The 17479-nt window shown below is 35.8% G+C and carries 20 protein-coding genes and 1 pseudogene; 12 read left to right on the top strand and 9 right to left on the bottom strand.

Annotated features, from left to right (window positions below):
* Positions 1-46 precede the first annotated feature (46 nt).
* The 4 genes from ACIQXW_RS04985 to ACIQXW_RS05000 all read right to left on the bottom strand — a co-directional run bounded on the left by ACIQXW_RS04985 (position 47) and on the right by ACIQXW_RS05000 (position 3832).
* Positions 47-763: a LutC/YkgG family protein gene (locus ACIQXW_RS04985; RefSeq protein ID WP_402760215.1), complete on the bottom strand. Its 717-nt coding sequence runs from the start codon at positions 761-763 to the stop codon at positions 47-49.
* A complete protein-coding gene (locus ACIQXW_RS04990) occupies positions 763-2190 on the bottom strand; it encodes a LutB/LldF family L-lactate oxidation iron-sulfur protein (protein WP_402760217.1) in 1428 nt (475 codons plus the stop codon). Before ACIQXW_RS04990 ends, ACIQXW_RS04985 begins: the two co-directional genes overlap by 1 nt.
* Before the next feature lie 25 nt (positions 2191-2215).
* Entirely contained in the window at positions 2216-2932 is a 717-nt protein-coding gene (locus tag ACIQXW_RS04995; RefSeq protein ID WP_402760219.1) for a (Fe-S)-binding protein, read from the bottom strand.
* Positions 2933-3112: 180 nt separating this feature from the next.
* Positions 3113-3832, bottom strand: coding sequence for a FadR/GntR family transcriptional regulator (locus tag ACIQXW_RS05000; protein ID WP_401018437.1), 720 nt, complete (start codon positions 3830-3832; stop codon positions 3113-3115).
* Between the two features lie 445 nt (positions 3833-4277).
* Here ACIQXW_RS05000 and ACIQXW_RS05005 point away from each other — a divergent pair, with 445 nt between their 5' ends.
* From ACIQXW_RS05005 to ACIQXW_RS05025, 5 genes are all read left to right on the top strand, one after another.
* Positions 4278-5957, top strand: a complete 1680-nt coding sequence (locus ACIQXW_RS05005) for an L-lactate permease (RefSeq protein WP_402760221.1) — start codon at positions 4278-4280, stop codon at positions 5955-5957.
* A 327-nt stretch (positions 5958-6284) separates the two neighbouring features.
* Positions 6285-6995 (top strand): cytochrome c biogenesis CcdA family protein, encoded by a 711-nt coding sequence (locus tag ACIQXW_RS05010; protein ID WP_340824771.1) that lies wholly within the window; start codon positions 6285-6287, stop codon positions 6993-6995.
* A 33-nt stretch (positions 6996-7028) separates the two neighbouring features.
* On the top strand, positions 7029-7415 hold the full coding sequence (locus ACIQXW_RS05015; protein WP_401007733.1) for a response regulator: 387 nt from the start codon (positions 7029-7031) through the stop codon (positions 7413-7415).
* Between the two features lie 25 nt (positions 7416-7440).
* Positions 7441-7938: a CcdC family protein gene (locus tag ACIQXW_RS05020; protein WP_402760223.1), complete on the top strand. Its 498-nt coding sequence runs from the start codon at positions 7441-7443 to the stop codon at positions 7936-7938.
* Between the two features lie 142 nt (positions 7939-8080).
* Positions 8081-8272: a hypothetical protein gene (locus ACIQXW_RS05025; RefSeq protein ID WP_340824768.1), complete on the top strand. Its 192-nt coding sequence runs from the start codon at positions 8081-8083 to the stop codon at positions 8270-8272.
* A gap of 218 nt (positions 8273-8490) precedes the next feature.
* Here the strand turns inward: ACIQXW_RS05025 and ACIQXW_RS05030 are convergent, their stop codons facing one another.
* Positions 8491-8919, bottom strand: coding sequence for a DUF2621 domain-containing protein (locus ACIQXW_RS05030; protein ID WP_172771918.1), 429 nt, complete (start codon positions 8917-8919; stop codon positions 8491-8493).
* A gap of 326 nt (positions 8920-9245) precedes the next feature.
* On the opposite strand from ACIQXW_RS05030, the gene ACIQXW_RS05035 reads away from it, so the two are divergent.
* Positions 9246-9722, top strand: coding sequence for a hypothetical protein (locus tag ACIQXW_RS05035; RefSeq protein ID WP_402760226.1), 477 nt, complete (start codon positions 9246-9248; stop codon positions 9720-9722).
* Between the two features lie 141 nt (positions 9723-9863).
* On the opposite strand, the gene ACIQXW_RS05040 is transcribed toward ACIQXW_RS05035, so the two are convergent.
* From ACIQXW_RS05040 to ACIQXW_RS05050, 3 genes are all read right to left on the bottom strand, one after another.
* A complete protein-coding gene (locus ACIQXW_RS05040) occupies positions 9864-11129 on the bottom strand; it encodes an MFS transporter (protein ID WP_402760228.1) in 1266 nt (421 codons plus the stop codon).
* Positions 11130-11216: 87 nt separating this feature from the next.
* Positions 11217-12359, bottom strand: a complete 1143-nt coding sequence (locus ACIQXW_RS05045; protein WP_402760230.1) for a winged helix-turn-helix domain-containing protein — start codon at positions 12357-12359, stop codon at positions 11217-11219.
* Between the two features lie 150 nt (positions 12360-12509).
* Complete coding sequence (locus ACIQXW_RS05050) at positions 12510-13130, bottom strand: YczE/YyaS/YitT family protein (protein WP_401018426.1); 621 nt, start codon at positions 13128-13130, stop codon at positions 12510-12512.
* A gap of 114 nt (positions 13131-13244) precedes the next feature.
* On the opposite strand from ACIQXW_RS05050, the gene ACIQXW_RS05055 reads away from it, so the two are divergent.
* The 4 genes and pseudogenes from ACIQXW_RS05055 to ACIQXW_RS05070 all read left to right on the top strand — a co-directional run bounded on the left by ACIQXW_RS05055 (position 13245) and on the right by ACIQXW_RS05070 (position 15316).
* Complete coding sequence (locus tag ACIQXW_RS05055; RefSeq protein ID WP_401018425.1) at positions 13245-13697, top strand: MarR family winged helix-turn-helix transcriptional regulator; 453 nt, start codon at positions 13245-13247, stop codon at positions 13695-13697.
* 25 nt (positions 13698-13722) lie between these two features.
* Positions 13723-14241 (top strand): annotated as a pseudogene (gene paiA, locus ACIQXW_RS05060) (spermidine/spermine N(1)-acetyltransferase).
* Between the two features lie 19 nt (positions 14242-14260).
* On the top strand, positions 14261-14884 hold the full coding sequence (locus tag ACIQXW_RS05065; protein ID WP_401018422.1) for an FMN-binding negative transcriptional regulator: 624 nt from the start codon (positions 14261-14263) through the stop codon (positions 14882-14884).
* A gap of 114 nt (positions 14885-14998) precedes the next feature.
* Entirely contained in the window at positions 14999-15316 is a 318-nt protein-coding gene (locus ACIQXW_RS05070; protein ID WP_340824756.1) for a thioredoxin family protein, read from the top strand.
* Between the two features lie 117 nt (positions 15317-15433).
* On the opposite strand, the gene ACIQXW_RS05075 is transcribed toward ACIQXW_RS05070, so the two are convergent.
* Positions 15434-16159: a MerR family transcriptional regulator gene (locus tag ACIQXW_RS05075; RefSeq protein ID WP_402760233.1), complete on the bottom strand. Its 726-nt coding sequence runs from the start codon at positions 16157-16159 to the stop codon at positions 15434-15436.
* An 87-nt stretch (positions 16160-16246) separates the two neighbouring features.
* Here ACIQXW_RS05075 and ACIQXW_RS05080 point away from each other — a divergent pair, with 87 nt between their 5' ends.
* Together ACIQXW_RS05080 and ACIQXW_RS05085 are read left to right on the top strand one after the other, a co-directional pair.
* Positions 16247-16951: a CPBP family intramembrane glutamic endopeptidase gene (locus tag ACIQXW_RS05080; protein WP_402760235.1), complete on the top strand. Its 705-nt coding sequence runs from the start codon at positions 16247-16249 to the stop codon at positions 16949-16951.
* Positions 16952-17000: 49 nt separating this feature from the next.
* Positions 17001-17450 carry a DUF1569 domain-containing protein gene (locus tag ACIQXW_RS05085; RefSeq protein ID WP_402760237.1) on the top strand — a complete coding sequence of 150 codons (450 nt, stop codon included), beginning with the start codon at positions 17001-17003 and terminating at the stop codon, positions 17448-17450.
* Positions 17451-17479 lie beyond the last annotated feature (29 nt).

The following is a 17479-nucleotide window of genomic DNA, read 5'->3' on the forward strand; positions in this document are numbered from 1 at the left end:
CATAGTAACAGGCATGCATAGTTTCCCGTGCATGCCTGTGCTACGTTTATTGATCCTCGATGACGATATATGTTGCTTTAATAGGGCCGTGGACACCAACGACAGGAATCATTTCGATATCTGCGGAATTACTTGGACCCGTAATAAAATTAATACATGAAGCAATATGTTCACCATTTTGAACTTTTTTGCTAATCCATCGAGCTGCTTGGGTAATTCGTGGAACAATTGTACTTTTAGGAATTAAAATAATCGACTTTTCGGGTAAAAAGCTAACCGATCTCCCTTTATGCTTGTCGCTGAATAGCACGGCGGTACCTGATTCGGCTAATGTCATCTCACTAATGGTTATACCGATGTTTGCTTTTTCAGCTTGTCGGATATTTTCCTCTGGCTGTGTCTCATTCCATACATAAAGTTGAATATTTGTTTGTGGCCATTGTGTATGCATCATATGTGATAATCCATAGTGATCAAAGTGTTCGTCTTGCCATGTGATGACAGACCGACCACCGTAGATATCTACGACTGCTTGTAAATCAGCTGCTAGATTAGCTGTATTGGTTATGAGCATATTTGTATTAATATTTTTACATTGTTCCTCTAAGACGGCTACTAAATCATCCTTTGTAGCATCTTTTAAAACACGGTCCTGTGGCTGATATTGCCAAATCGGCTTAGTTAATTCTGTTTTTGGTGCTCGTCCGAGTTGATTGGCAATATTAGATAAAAATGCATCTCTATTTAGAATGCTTCCTGCCATTATTCAGACCCTCCTTTAGTACGGTTGTTAAACCAGCTTCGGAAGTTTTTCTTATTCGGTGCAGGGAAATCCCTCGCTTCGGTCCATGCTTTTAATGGCCCTGGACCGTTTGAAATTTTATTGTCCTTTGTAAATGGTGACATAGCTGGCGATGCCATTTTCGTTGCCATCTTATATAAAGTAGGGGAAGAAGCACCTAAGCCGAACGCTTTCATGAGAAGCTTTTCAGACACTGGAGCCTTTCCTTCATTTTCAACGATGACTTGACGGTGCCGGTGTATCAGTTGATGCAATGGGATTTTGACAGGGCAAGCATCTGTGCAAGCACCGCATAAAGTAGAAGCATATGGTAACTCTTTGAAATCATCATACCCTCCCAAAAGTGGTGATAGTACAACACCGACTGGTCCAGAGTAAATCGAACCATACGTATGGCCACCAACATGACGATATACAGGGCACGCGTTGATACATGCTGCACAGCGAATGCATTGCAATATAGGCTGGAATTCACCACCTAAAATATTCGAACGGCCATTGTCGACGATAACTAAATGGAATTCTTCTGGCCCATCTGTATCGTTCTCATCTTTTATACCTGTTAACGTTGTAATATAACTTGTTAGCTTTTGCCCAACTGCACTTCTTGTTAATAAACTGACAAGCACTTCCATTTCCTCAAATGTAGGAACAATACGTTCCATTCCCATCACTGTAATTTGTGTTTTAGGTAAAGCAGTTACTAAGTCAGCATTACCTTCATTTGTAACGAGCGTAATTGAGCCACTTTCTGCGATAGCAAAGTTACAGCCTGTAATACCAATATCTGCTGTTAAGTACTCGTTTCGTAGTTTTTCTCGAACATAAAGTGCCAGTTCTTCTGGTTTTTCTGTTTTGTCATAGCCTTGTTTTTCTTTAAAAATATCACGAATTTGTTCTTTATTTTTATGCAATGCTGGCACGACGATATGAGAGGGTGGTTCATGGTCACCAACTTGCAAAATATATTCACCAAGGTCTGTTTCAATCACTTCACAGCCTAGTTGTTCGAGAGCAGGGTTTAAATTAATTTCTTCCGTTACCATTGATTTAGATTTAACAATTTTCTTTGCTTGCTTCTCTATGGCAATCTGTTGGATATAGGTAGTTGCTTCTTCAGCAGTTTTAGCGAAATACACATGTCCACCACGTTTTGCAACATTTTCACTAAGCTGATATAAGTAATAATCTAAATTGGCAAGTACATGTTGTCGAATTTCCTCACCATGGGAACGCCATTCTTCCCAGTGTCCAAGCTCATTTGCTTGTTGTAAACGACGTGTTTGAAAGCGTTCTTGAGCACTTGATACTGCGCCGCGCATAAAAGTATTTTCTAGCTCTTTCGTTACTCGCTGGTTAAACCTATCATCGCTTGTTTTCATTGCCATTCGATTATCCTCCTCTAAATGCAATTTATTTGCAGTTGAGCACTTCCGCAATATGCATGACTTTTATTGGTTTCCCTTGCCGCTCAATTCTACCGCCGATATTGATTAAACAGCCAGCGTCCGCACCAATTAAAATATCTGCTTCAGTTTCTTCCACGTTTTGTACTTTTTCACTGACCATTTCTCCAGAAATATTCCCCATCTTTACCGAAAATGTGCCACCAAAACCGCAACAGCGTTCTTTTCCTGGGAGCTCCACGTATTGTAAGCCTTTAACATGCCCTAATAATTTAATAGGAGCTTCTTTTACACCAAGCAGTCTGGTCATATGGCAAGAAGTGTGAAAAGTTGCCTTACCTTCTAAATGGGCACCTACATCTTCAACTTGTAAAACATTCACAATAAATTCAGTGAATTCGTATGTTTTTTCTGCTAATGCCTGCGCTTTATGTTCCCATATAGGATCTCCTTTAAATACTTCAGGATATTCTTTAAACATATAGGCACAAGAGCCAGAAGGGGAGACGACATACTCTGCATGTTCAAAAGCTGTAATCATTTTTTTCATAGCATTTTTGGAATCTTGGACGTAGCCGCTATTGTAGGCAGGCTGTCCACAGCAAATTTGATTTTCTGGAAAGTCGATGTCACAGCCGAGTCTCTCTAATACTTCAACGACAGCTTTTCCTACATCACCTTGAAACATATCGACTAAACAAGTCGCAAACAATGTTACTTTCATGCTCATCACTCCTTATGTGATAATTTCCTATTCAAACGATTAATCAACTGGTCATCAGATGACTTGGTATGTAAATAGATTGTTTTAATAATACTACAACCTTCTGGATTGTTGAAAGTGTTAATTGCAAATTTTCAAAAAAATAGTAGCTACCCATATTACATAGGCAGCTACATTTACTTAATGACTCGTTTCGAAGTATTGCATTAAAACTTCCTCGACGTTGCTTAAATGAGAGGACATCGCATGCTTCGCTAGCTCTTCGTTTTGTTGCTTAATAGCGAGGAAAATTTGCATATGCTCATCATATAATTTTTCACTAGTTGTCTTTTTCGAATACAGCCAAATACGGCGTGTTTCTTTCATCGTATCAATCATTAAACCAGATACTTGGTCTAAAATTGTTGCCAGCAGGGGATTTTGAGAGGCAGCTGAAATTGCTGCGTGAAATTGAAAGTCTGCTTTTTCGCCTAGCTCACCATCGCCTTGTGCAAGTTTCATGTCATCTAAAATACGAAGCATTGTTTGTAAATCTTCTTCAGTTCGATGGATGGCAGCGCTCGCAGCAGCACCCACTTCAATAATTTTGCGTACTTTTAATAAATGAGAGATATCTTTTTTATTTGTTAAAGTTAGTGTTGAAAATGGGAAATCAAGCTTTTGGGAAGGAGTGCTCTTAACAAAAGTCCCGGAACCTTGTTTGATTTCAATTAAGCCCATTGCTTTTAGGGCGGATAAGGCTTCCCTAATGGCAGATCTACTAACTTGTAATTGTTCAGCAAGTTGCTCTACTGAATCAAGACGATCTCCGGGCTTCAGTTCACCAGCCCGAATTTTTTCATAGAGCATTTCTGATACTTCCTCATATATTTTTTTTTGTTTAATTTTCTTTAATTCCAAGGAGCTACACCTCATTCATCTCGATCGATTGCTCTACATTATAACTTTATTATACATGATGAATAGAATTTTACTTACTGTTTAAAGTGAATAGTATAGATTGTCCATTCATGAAAGCTTTGGGGAAGTGTCTATTTCAATAAGTTAAAAAGAATTATGAAAAATTATTGAATTTTTAAAATATAGTTAATATAATTTTATCATATAGTCATCAGATGACCTAATCTATTATTGTTTGGAGGGCTTATGAAAATTAAAAGAATATGTTTGTAATAATTTGTAGGTGTTGCTAAAGGGATAACTTCATTTGTAGTTTCTACAATGACAATGCGTAAGTATGAGCATGTAGCCAATTGGTTTACAACTCAGGAAACGAATCAAATTGTGGTTTGTTGTTGCTTACAGTCATTAGTTTGGGAGAAATTTTTATTTGGGGGTATGTAATTTGACATTTACACAAAATTTTACAGCTGTTGGGGGTAGTTTGACATGGTCTGCAATTGTGGCAGTTATTCCTATTCTTTATTTTTTCTGGGCATTAGCGATTAAAAAAATGAAAGGCTATTTGGCAGGCGTAACGACTTTGCTTGTTTCTTTAATTTTGGCTACTATTGCTTTTAAAGTGCCAGTAGGGACTGCGATAATGTCCGCTACACAGGGGGCTGTTTATGGACTATTACCAATTGGGTGGATTATCATAACATCTGTTTTCTTATACAATATCACCGTAAAAACAGGGAATTTTAATATAATTCGTCAATCTGTCTTATCCATTACGGAAGACCGACGTATTCAAGCATTACTCGTAGCGTTTTCATTTGGAGCCTTCTTAGAAGGAGCTGCCGGTTTTGGGGCACCGGTTGCTATTTCTGCTGCGTTATTAGTAGGGCTTGGCTTTAACCCGTTGTATGCTGCAGGCCTTTGTTTAATTGCCAATACTGCACCAGTTGCATTCGGAGCCATTGGTGTTCCAATTACTGCAATGGAAGGGCCAACGGGAATCGCAGCATTTGAAATTTCAAAAATGGTAGGACGTCAATTACCCTTTTTAGCAGTATTTATTCCATTCTTTTTAGTGTTAATAATGACTGGCTTTAAAAAAGCTTGGGAAGTAATGCCAGCCATTTTAGTGTCAGGTATATCATTTGCAGTGACACAGTTTTTGAGCTCGAATTTTTTAGGCCCTGAATTACCCGATGTTTTATCTGCATTAGTATCGCTCTTTGCACTAGCTATTTTCATGAAATTTTGGCAACCTAAAACGATTTATCGCTTTGCTTCAGAACGCGAAGCGACCGCTGATTCAACGACAATAAAAGAGTCGTATAGAGGAGGAACAATATTAAAGTCTTGGTCACCATTTATCATTTTGACAGCTTTTATTTCTTGTTGGGGAATACCGATAGTCAAAAGTGCTTTAACGGGAAATTATGAAGGGACAAATATCATTTTAAAAGGCATCAATGTAGTAGGACAAGCGGTGACATTTACAGCAGAAGTACCGCTTTTACATAATCAAGTATTAAATGGCACTACAGAGGAACCAATAGCAGCATTTTATAAACTAGAATTGTTAGGCGCAGCGGGGACAGCAATATTATTAGCTGCAATCGTTTCTAAATTTATTTTTCACGTTTCTTGGCACGAATGGGGTAAAACTTTTTTTGAAACGTTAAATGAAATTAAGTTTCCACTAATTACGATTTGTAGTGTTGTAGCATATGCTTATGTCACAAATACTGCTGGGATGATGACAACACTTGCATTGGTGTTAGCTAAAACAGGCGTACTGTTCCCATTTTTCGCTCCTGTACTAGGCTGGCTAGGTGTATTTATTACGGGATCTGATACATCTTCCAATGTATTATTTGCCAAGTTACAGCAAGTTACAGCTGAATCTGTTGGTATGGAACCAGTGCTAGCGCTTGCTGCGAATGCCTCCGGGGGCGTGACAGGGAAAATGATTTCGCCACAATCTATCGCAGTAGCAGCTGCCGCGGTTGGACTTGTCGGTAGAGAATCGGAATTGATTCGTTTTGCGTTAAAGTATAGTGTTATGCTGCTGTTATTTATTTGTTTACTAGCATTCTTACAAAGTAATGTCCTAGCTTGGATGATTCCTTAAGGGGATTGAATAGTTTTAATGAAAGGCATTGAGAATGAATTTCTCAATGTCTTTTTTTATCGAATTGTCGTGCGGAGCGGAGGGTAGGGCACTGCTACAAAGCGTTCACTCGACATAAAAATACTGTTTTAACTTCTAATATTATAGTGAATTTCATTGACAGAAAAACGCTCCGAGAGCATAATTCAGAAGTACATTTGTAAACATATCAAAATTTCGCGTTTTTTGTCGCTTTTCGTCATGAAACGTTCACAAGCTAAAAGGGCGCAATTTCCATTGTTTTTTGGTACGATGGAGGCAGTAACTGTAAGGAGAGAATGAAAAAATATGGAAACTGATATTAACGTATTTTTAGCGTTTGGCGCAGGCTTTTTAAGCTTCATTTCACCGTGTACGCTCCCACTGTATCCTGCATTTTTATCATACATAACGGGAATGACATTAGATGAGCTAAAATCTGAACGGGGCATGATGCAAAAGCGTGCTATTTTGCATACGCTATTCTTTTTACTAGGTTTTTCAATTATTTTTATAATGATTGGCCTTGGCGCATCTTTAGCAAGAGAGTTTTTCCTTAATTATCAAACATTGTTACGTCAAATCGGCGCAATTTTAATTGTTATCTTTGGCTTAATGATTGTAGGATTACTTCAAATTGATTTTTTAATGAAAGATCGGAAATTCCAATTTAAAAATCGGCCATCCGGCTATTTAGGTTCGATTTTAATCGGTATTGCATTTGCAGCGGGTTGGACACCGTGTACAGGACCTATCTTAATGTCTATTATTACACTAGCTGGAGCAAATCCTTCTTCAGGGTTTAGCTATATGTTTGCTTATTATTTAGGATTTGCGATACCATTCTTTGTGCTATCATTCTTTATTTCACGTATGAATTGGATTCGCAACCATAGTCAAAAAATCGTAAAAGTCGGCGGCTATATTATGATTGCTGTAGGGATATTGTTATTCTTCGACGGTTTAACGTACATCACACGATTATTACAGCCTATTTTTGGTGGATTTATTGGCTTCTAATCTGCTAAACTTAATGGCATACTGTACTTTAACGTGGAGGGAGATGAATACGTGCCTACAGTTTTAGTAGTGGATGATACGCTATTTATGCGTGTTACAATCAGTAATATGTTTAATGAATGGGGTTACGAGGTAGTCGGCAATGCAGTGAATGGTAAGGAAGCTGTAGAGCTGTATCGAGAGTTACAACCAGATCTTGTAACAATGGATGTAACGATGCCCGTAATGACAGGTATTGCGGCTGTAAAAAGAATCGTCCCAGAATTTCCTAATGCAAAGATTGTTATGATTACTGCTTTAGGTCAACAAAAATTAATTGTAGAAGCGCTTGAAAGTGGTGCGAAAGATTTTATAACGAAGCCTTTCGAACCGGAAAGATTAAGGGCTATAGCAGACCAATTAGTTGGTCAAAATTGCTAATTTAACATCAGAGGAGGATTTTTTTATGTTAAGCAATATCCCTTCTCACTATTATGTTATAGGTTCGACTATAATGGCCATTATAATGGGTAGCTTCGTTATGGTAATACGTATGCGAGCTTCCAAAAAACCTACAAATGAGAAGAAAATTATTATTCCACCGATTGCAATGTCTTCAGGTGCGTTAATGTTTTTATTTGCACAATTTCGAGTGCCACCTATGCAAATTTTAGAAGCAGCTGCTGTAGGCGTAGTGTTCTCAACAATTTTAATTGCTACTTCTAAATTTGAAGTAAAAGGTCAGGATATTTATTTAAAACGTTCAAAAGCGTTTGTATTTATTTTAGTTGGACTGTTAATATTCCGTGTTGTGGCGAAAATGATATTAAGTAACTCAATAGATGTCGGCGAGTTAGCAGGCATGTTTTGGATATTAGCATTTGCTATGCTAGTCCCATGGCGAATTGCTATGCTTATTCAATTTAAAAAAATCAAAAAAACAATTCCGCTCAAAAATATGTAATGAGAAAAACTACACTTGCACTTGTGCTGTTGTAGTTTTTTTATGTCAAAGCGACTTCGAAGAAATAAGTTGTGCTTTTGCTACAAGCCAACAGTAATCGTGGTATACTAGGAAGCATGTTAAAAAATGAGGAGTTTATTACATGAAATATTTTAAACCACAGATGCAGCAGCTAGTAAAAGAAAACCGTGAATTACATGATCGACTAAAAGAGCTGATGGCTGACATGGATTTGCAAAAAAATTACGCATTAAAGGCGCTATATCATGCAGAAGTAGCAGATGGTGGACGCTACCAACAAGATTATCAAGCGTTAGATCATTTATTTAAATAATCTATTCATCAATAGACTAGGGGGAAACCTAGTAAATCGCCGATAAAGGTGAAAGAATCGCCAGAAAAACTGTAGAAATCGCCGGTAAAGGTGCAAGAATCACCAGTAAAACTCGCGAATCACCGGTAAACCTTCAGAAAGAAACCGCCATAGCGGACATCTACGCCATAGCAAAAAAGTGTTAGATTGATTGAAGTCAATCTAACACTTTTTCTCTTTTATTCAAACAGATGTTCATACGGGGAAACATCAATTTGCAGTTGATCTAATTTTTTACGTAAAAACTTATGATCACGTTTAGGTGTAGCTTGAATATAGCCACGAATGATTAAGTCATTGTCAATAGCTTTAGCTTTCTCTTCTAATGCAAGCTCCCCAATTTTACCCGCAATTTTTTCTTTTGCGACTTGTCTAAATAACTCAGGTACTGGGCTCACAAGCTCATAAAGAAGCTCCTTCTCAGGTTGTCCCCATAGATGAATCGTTTTATCTAAATAAAATTCCTGCCAATCTAAATCCGATTTCCCATCCTGTTTTGGTAATGCCTTTAAAAATTTGCGGAACATGAAAAATCCGCCTATTGCCATTAGCGAGATAAGGACGACTACCCAAAATAAAATAAACCATAAAAACCAACCATCTAACAAATCGTTCACCTCTTTGTCTTCACTCACTCTATTATAAAAGCTTGAACAAAAAAATTCATCCTTATTGTGCCTGTTTTTACAATAAGTTTGAGGTATTTAATAATATTGTTGCGGATTTTGCTAAATTAATTTGGCGATAATCGGAAAATAATAAAAGAAAGTGTGTTTTAATAAAGTGAATCTTTCTTTGGACAGGGAATTATTCGATAGATTTTTTCTTAGAATTATCAAGTTTTTATTCTTTATTATATGGAATTTTCATTTAGGAAATAAAGTTGATGAAAGCGGATGCCGTTTTCAAGATTCTAAACTAAGGAGGTAAAGATATGACTTTATATTCTGTACTTGTAGCGAATAGCGCTTTACAAACAGTTGATTGTACAGGGATTGCAGAAATTACAGTTAGAGAATTAAAAAAATTATATCCAATTACAGAAAGTACAGCAGCACAGCCTTGGCATTTGATGGATGATGATGCACTTATTTTACATGCGCCAGATGAATCGGCTTTTGGTCATTTGAATATTTTTGAATGGGGGAATCCTCCGTATGATTTGGAATGTTATAGTGAAAAAGCCTTTGTATACGGTATTGAAGGAAATTGGGGGTCTCAATTTTTAACGGACTTGTTAATCTATTTGAAACAACATATAAAACCTGAGCAAAACGCTGAAATTATTAGGTTTTGGGCAGGAGAAAACGACCGAAAGCTAAAAAATCATAGTATCAATATTGAAGAAATCGAATTGCATCACCTTGAGATCATTCAAAGCGAACAATACATACGTGTTGCCTTTGAATAATGATACTTCACATAGTACAAGTAGGATTATTCTGCATTATTATAACGCCTCATTATACAAAAAAATCCCTCTTTCAAATGAAAGTAGGGATTTTGGTTTTTAGTTAAGGGTTTTTATAAAGCAATATTCTCCTAACCCGCTTCAACAAGATTCATTTCCCTCATTAACATTCATTTGTACGTTTGTCAGTTTGGGCTGCTTCCAGATGAGACGTTGCAGCAATATACCTGTCATGCCAATAATGGTTAGTCCAAGTCCAATTGTTTTAAATGTGGTTAATATCCCTAATTGTGTAATGAGTAGTCCGCCAAGAAGAGGGCCTGCAATAAAAAGGATACTCATTAAGGAATCGATTATACCGGTGACTCTTCCTATCGCTTCCTTAGGTGGTTCTGTTTGAATGAGATAATTTATGGCTGTAAACGTTAACCCGTTGCCGATTCCACCAACAATCGAAAGAATAATAGCAAGTGCTATGAAATTGTATTGCAATAGGAATCCAAACCCTCCAGTCATTACACCAATTAGAAGACTTCCGACACCGAAAAACCAACCAAATTTAGAGATTTTTTTAAATTTGGTTAGAAGGATGACAACAAGAAGGGAACCAATTCCGATAGCAGAAATTGCCCAGCCAGTAAATGCTGGCTTGTTGGGGAACACCTCACTAAACAAAGTAACAATTTGTGCGTCAATCATTTGTATTGTTAAGGTGCTGAATATCCCGAAAATTATGCTCGCTAAAAGGACTTTGCTTTTTAATACAATATACCAACCTTCTTGCCAAGATTGTAGAAATCCAGATTGTGAATCTTCTATTTTTTTATTTGATTCGATTTCTTGTACCTTAATTTGTGTAAGCAGTATGCCAGAAATAATGAAAGCTATCGCATTAATTGCAATGGATACATTTGGAGAAAATATTCCTGCTACTGAACCCCCTATAAGTGGGCCAATGACCTTTACTAACTGAAACAGACTGCCATTAATAGTGATGGCTTGCATGATATTTTTTTCGTCCACAATACTTCTCATTAATCCTTGCTGTGCAGGAAGGCTTAATACCCCGGCAGTGTTTCGTAAAAATAGGATGGGCAAAGCTAACCAAGGTGTAGGCGTAAAGACAAGCAACAAAGTTAACGCTGCACGAAACCAGTCAGAATAGATAAGGATTTTTCGTTTATTTCTTCGATCTGCAAATACGCCCGCAAATTGTCCTAAAAGTATACTAGGTATGGCATACATAATAGGAATAAGTGCAATCAGCATCGGGTCAGCCTTCCATGTATACCTAAATAAAATAAGGACCCCAACAAAATCAAACCAGTTTCCTAAATTGGCTAAAGTATTGGCAGAAAAAAATTTAATGAAATTGCCATTGCGCCATATTGATATTTCTTTAGTCATAAATAATCCCTCCACGCTCGTGTCTCTACTAACGAGCATAACGAGCAATTATCAGAGGAATATCAGAGGAAATGAAATTTTTCATTATTATTTTAAGTTGTATTGTAACTGATGTTCGATTTTACTATGTATTTCATTTAATTTGTACTTGGATATGTACTGTTGTTTTAATTCTTTATAATCAGTTTGTAGTGTACCACTCACGCCAAAATCATCTACGCAAAATAAAATCATATTGATGTTCATTAACACCCCAGGTATGAATTTAGCTTCCAAAAGTAGCTGAAACCCTTCATCAAAATAATCTTTAGCTTTTGATTCATTGTTTTTAAGAAGCCAATAGCAACCTTTAATAATTGATAAATTCGCATTTTCTCTTAGATAAGGAAAACTTGCAAGCTTATTTTCTGTTTCTTCCATTCTTTCCTCTATCTTTAGAAGGTCCTTTTGAAGTAAGGTAAGCCATAGTTCGGAAAGCAAGATTAAGGGGATGAAACCTTCCAAGTTTTTCTCATAAATCTCATTTTTAGATCGATGAAGAAGGGTAGCGGCTTTATCTAGTTGTTTAGTAAATATCAATAATGATAGACGGTTTAACAACTTTATTTCTAAACGATGATATTCAGGTATGTCCTCTGCAGATAGAGCGCAAGTAAAGTAATCTAAGCATTTCTTCTTATCTGGTTCAATTAATGAATAGATATGCAATAGATAAAAGCATTTTTCCCAAAAGGTGATTTCTTGCGCATCAAGAAACCAACTGAAATCTCCTTTCATGAAATGGAGATATAGAAGGTTAGGCAAATCGATTTGGAAGCCAAACACATTCTGATTTTCTGCTAATAGTTTTAGGGCATCTCCCTGCCCGTAGCGATGATACTTGCGAAAAAGACTTTTAACTTGAGTAGATACTTCGTCGTCTTTTAATAATGGACTTTTCTGTACCTCTTTCATTGACAAAAGGTATCCTTGACCTCTAATTGTTTCAATTTCAACGACGGATGAAAGGGGTTGAATTTTCTTCCTAACCCTATAAATATGATCATCTACAGTTCTATCGACTGGATTTTCCATTGGCCAAACAGCGTTCAACAGTTCCTCCCTTGAAAAAATGCGGGAAGGATTTTGATATAAATATTTAAATAGATGATATTCCCTCGGTAAAAATACAATTTTTTCGGAACGATATGTTACGTTATAATCGGTTTTGGAAAACTGAATCTTTTCCATTCCTTCACCTCAACTAAATGGGATATTTTTATAGCTCATTTTAACAGATAGATTATTTAAAGCCTAGTTACTATTCCAATAGAATGAACATACGATGCTTGTCAAAATTCCATTCAAGATGGAAAGTATGTTAAAGCAGAAATTTGAATACTATCCTTTTCTCAACGTAGTAGCTGGAGTTAAAATGCCGTCTATTAATCTTTTAGTAATTGGCATAAAGAAATTAAGTATGAGCCCTCCTAAGCTAACCGTTAATAAAGTGCCAACACCAATCGGTCCATTAAAAAGCATTGCTAAGAGTAAAAACAACAGATAAATGGATGTTCTCGCAAATAATATACTTTTCCCTGTTAATTGTTGTACGACTAATGTTAATCGATCCACTGGTATTGGTGCAAAATTTGTTTGTAAATAGGTGGCAGTTCCTAAGCCAATAATAATCAAACCTATTCCAAAGCAAATGGTTTTGCTAAACCACATTTCTGGTGTTAACAAATTGTGTAATAAAAATAACCACATATCAATCCCAATCCCTGTAATAAATGCAGTTATTAATCCTAAAAACTCTGGCCTTTGTTTTGCTAATATTGCATTACAACCGATCAATATTAAAGCTAAAATTACTTCCCAGCTCCCCACTGTTAGTCCTACATTAATAGATAGTCCTACCAAAAGTGCATCAAAAGGAGAAGTTCCAAGATTTGATTGAATAGTGAAAGAAATACCAAGGGTTAATAATAAAATTCCTAATACATATAAGCAATATTTCACTTTTTTGCGACCTCTCTACCATTGGTTTTTTGTTGCATTTGCAACAAAGTTAGGTTAGATTCAATATATATTCTTTTTGTTGCATTTGCAATAAAAAAACGGAGGAGTTAATTTATGGAGGAAATTCTTCGTGAAATTGGCATGATTTCAAGAGCGTTAGATTCAATAAGTAATATAGAATTTAAAGAATATGACCTGACAAAAGGGCAGTATTTATATCTTGTACGAATTTGTGAAAATCCAGGCATCATACAAGAAAAGCTAGCAGAGATGATTAAAGTAGATCGAACAACAGCAGCTCGGGCTATCAAAAAACTAGAGATGAATGGCTTTATTGAAAAGAAAGAGGATGACCATAACAAAAAAATAAAAAAACTATTTCCAACAGAAAAAGGAAAAATGATTTTTCCAATTATCAAAAGGGAAAATGATTATTCCAACAGTGTCGCGTTAGCAGGGTTTTCCGAACGTGAAGCAGAAACGATTTTTCATCTTCTCCAAAGAGTTCGAAAAAATATAGAAGTAGACTGGGAATTTGTGAAAAAGGGAAATAAGCGAGATTATTGAATTTAAATAAAGGGGCTGTATTAAAATGACTGTAAAAAAAACGAAGTGCAACTTGGAAGATTTACATATACTCCGAGAAATAATTATTGAAACGTTCAATGATACATTTAGCAATCAAAATTCGCCTGAAAATATGAAAGCGTATTTGGATAGCGCATTTACCTCTAAACAATTATAGAAGGAACTAGCCAATCGTTTTTCACAATTTTATTTCATTTGGTGCGATGAAGAAGTTGCGGGTTATTTAAAAGTCAATGTACATGATGCCCAATCAGAAAAAATGGGGGATGAGTACTTAGAAATTGAGAGAATTTATATAAGAAACAAGTTTCAAAGAAAAGGGCTCGGAAAATACCTAATCGATAAAGCGATAGAAATTGCTAAAGAACAACGCAAAAGCAACATCTGGCTAGGTGTTTGGGAAAAGAACGAAAATGCAATAAGCTTTTATAAAAATATAGGCTTTGCTCAAACAGGAGCACACTCATTTTATATGGGTGATGAAGAACAAATTGATATTATCATGACTAAACCACTCATTTAAATGATTAAGGAGGACATATATGTATATTCCTAAATACTATAAAGTCACGGATGTTAATGAAATTGAAGAATTTATTCAAATGAACTCTTTTGCTACACTCGTAACAACAAAACAAGGAAAACCAATTGCGACTCACTTGCCTTTAATGTTCAATAAAAAGGGCGACAATTATTATCTTACTGGGCATATGGCATATGGAAACCCTCAGTGGAGAACATTTGAATCTAGTGACGATGTGCTCGTTATGTTTCAGGGCCCGAATGCGTATATTTCTTCTTCTTGGTATTCACATGAAAATGTTCCAACGTGGAATTATCAGGCTGTTCACATCTATGGCAAGGCTAATATTATAGAAAAAGAAGAATTAATCGACGATTTAACAATGCTGTTAGAAAAATATGAGAAGGATAGAGAGAAACCTATTTTGTGGGATAATCTTTCTCCTGAGCTTTTAGAAAAGGAAATGAAAGGTATTGTCGGTTTTAAAATAAAGATTGGCGAAGTTCAAGCTGCCTATAAATTAAGTCAGAACCGTAATGAAGATGATTATAAAAACATCATTGATCAATTAAAAAATGAAGAAGCCCCACATTCGAAACAAATGGCATTATTAATGGAAAAGAGATGCAAAAAGCAAATATAGACGTATATTTAGAAAAGGTGTTTATTAATTGCCTGCATTAATTGTTTTAAAAATACCTGGTAATATAAATATGTTATTATTAAAAAAAATAGCAGTTATAAAGGAGATTTTTAAGTGGAAAATTTACAATCGATTGAACAATTTGAAGAACTTAAAAAAGGAGAACGCACAATATTTGTTTTTTCAGCAGATTGGTGTGGAGATTGTCGATTCATTGATCCTATAATGCCTACAATTGAAGAAAACTATAGTCAATATAGTTTTGTAAAGATTGACCGTGATGATTTCATCGATTTATGTGTTGAATTAGATGTATTTGGTATTCCAAGCTTTGTAGCTTTCGATAAAGGCAATGAAGTTGGGCGATTTGTTAGCAAGGACCGTAAAACACAGGAAGAGATTGAAGCTTTTATTGATGGATTAGCATCATAATGTAAGAGGGGAATTCTCGACATTTGAAATTCCTGTAAGTATATTATTTAAATTTATTTGCAAAAGCTATAGGGGCGAAACTTCCTCCTATAGCTTTATTCGTATTTTTATCTTATTTCAAGTTGTTGCATATGTAATACAGCGTTCCACAAAGTCTAATACGTCTTCGGAAATCGGATATAGCCCAGTTTCCTCAACGGGTAGTTTTCTAACCTCCCAAAACTTCTCTATCAATTCTGTATCTCCTTGAAAAGTGTCATTTGATAGCGCTATTAATTTGGAACCAATTTGAAAACCTTCGTCTGTTTCGGCTTTAATATTGTTCTCTATACACCATTCAATTCGTCGTAGTAATGCAATATATTGCTGTGTTGTTTTATCATTGTTACTGAGGTTTGGGATTATTTCTTGTAAAAATGATTGTTCGTCATCTTGGAAATAATCGATCCACTTTTTGGGGATGTTTTGTGAATTCTCAACAAGTTCAATAACATTCTCCCACGATAAAGACTCTTCCAAATCAATCATATTAATTAATGAAGTCGTATTAGAAATGCTTGTTTGTAGTTGGGACAGTTGTTCTTGTAAGTAATTATGATGCGAAATTAAAATTTGCTTATAGGAGAGTTTATCTAATAAATCACGTATAGTGTCGAGTGGAAGTGAAAGTGATTTTAGAATGATGATTTTCTCTAATCTAAATAAATCCTTTTCTGAATAGTACCGTCGGCCATTCTCATCTTTAAAACTAGGTGTAAGGAGATTCACCTGATCATAATAACGAAGTGTACGAATAGATACATTCCGCTGTTTCGATACCTCGCCAGTAGTCCATTGTTTCATTTCATTCCTCCTGAAAAAAAGGTTGCAGGTGACGTAACGTCATCTAATACACTTGGATTATACCATAAAGAGGAAGAGGGATAATGGATGGAAATAAAGCAAATGAACTGGAAAGAACAAGACTGTTGGGGATGGAAAGAATTCATCTTTTTAATATTACTTGAATTTGTGTTTGTCATCGGTTGTATTAAATTTATTGTTAAACCGATTTATTTTCACTTATTTAATAATGAACTATATGCTGGAACGTTAACGGGGTTAACAATTGCGATTACACTTCTTTTCGGTGTTTATTTTATAGCCCTACGTCCTAAAAAACTTTCTTGGCGTGAAGTAGGGTTAAAATCAATCGCTCTGAAGGATTGGAAACTCATTCTTATATATTCTATTATGTTGTTAGTTGGTGCTGTCTTAATTGTCGTGCTTACTAGTTTTATAGGAATTTCCGTAGAGAACAGCAAAACAGATGCAATGCAGCAAAGCGTAACTTTTTTCACGGTTTTCATTGCTTTTATCTCTGCGGCTGTTATCTCACCAATATACGAAGAAATTTTTTATCGCGGTTTTTTATATCGTTGGTTTCGTACACGCCTAGGATTTACTGGTGCCATGTTAATTAGCTCGCTCATCTTTACAATTGTTCATATACCGACATATAATGTAATGCCAGTAAATTTCTTTAGTGGTGTCATTTTTGCTTTAGCATATGAACGCACTAATTCGATTTGGGCACCAATATGGATTCACGGAATTACGAATGGAATTATGGTTTTGCTAACAAGTATGGGATGAAAATTATTCAACTATAGGACAAATTGAAAAAGGTAGGGGATCTGCAATAATGAAAAATATTTTTAATCCTACGCATACAGCAGAAATTTTACAGCGGATAGATAAATTAAGTCCTAATTCACAACCCGAATGGGGAAAAATGGATGTTGCTCAAATGCTTGCACATTGCTCAGCTTTCCAAGACATTGCAATGGGAAATGCATTTCCGACAAGGAGTTGGTTAGGAGTAATCGTAGGGGGATTTGCAAAACCAATGATTTACAATGAAAAGACATTACCTCACAATATGTCTACAATTCCAACCATTTTGATTGCAGATGCTAGAGAATTTGCTACAGAAAAAGAAAAGCTTAAACAAAAAATTACGACCTTCCAACAGAACGGACCAGAGAAGTGTACAACGCATCCTCATCCCTTTTTTGGAAAACTCACTCCAGAGCAATGGGGAAAAGGAATATACAAGCACCTTGACCATCATTTAAAACAGTTTAAAGTGTAATCAATGTAAAGATTTTTCAGTCCAATAAA

It is taken from the genome of Lysinibacillus sp. NPDC097162, from assembly GCF_044762185.1.
Taxonomy (GTDB): Bacteria; Bacillota; Bacilli; order Bacillales_A; family Planococcaceae; genus Lysinibacillus.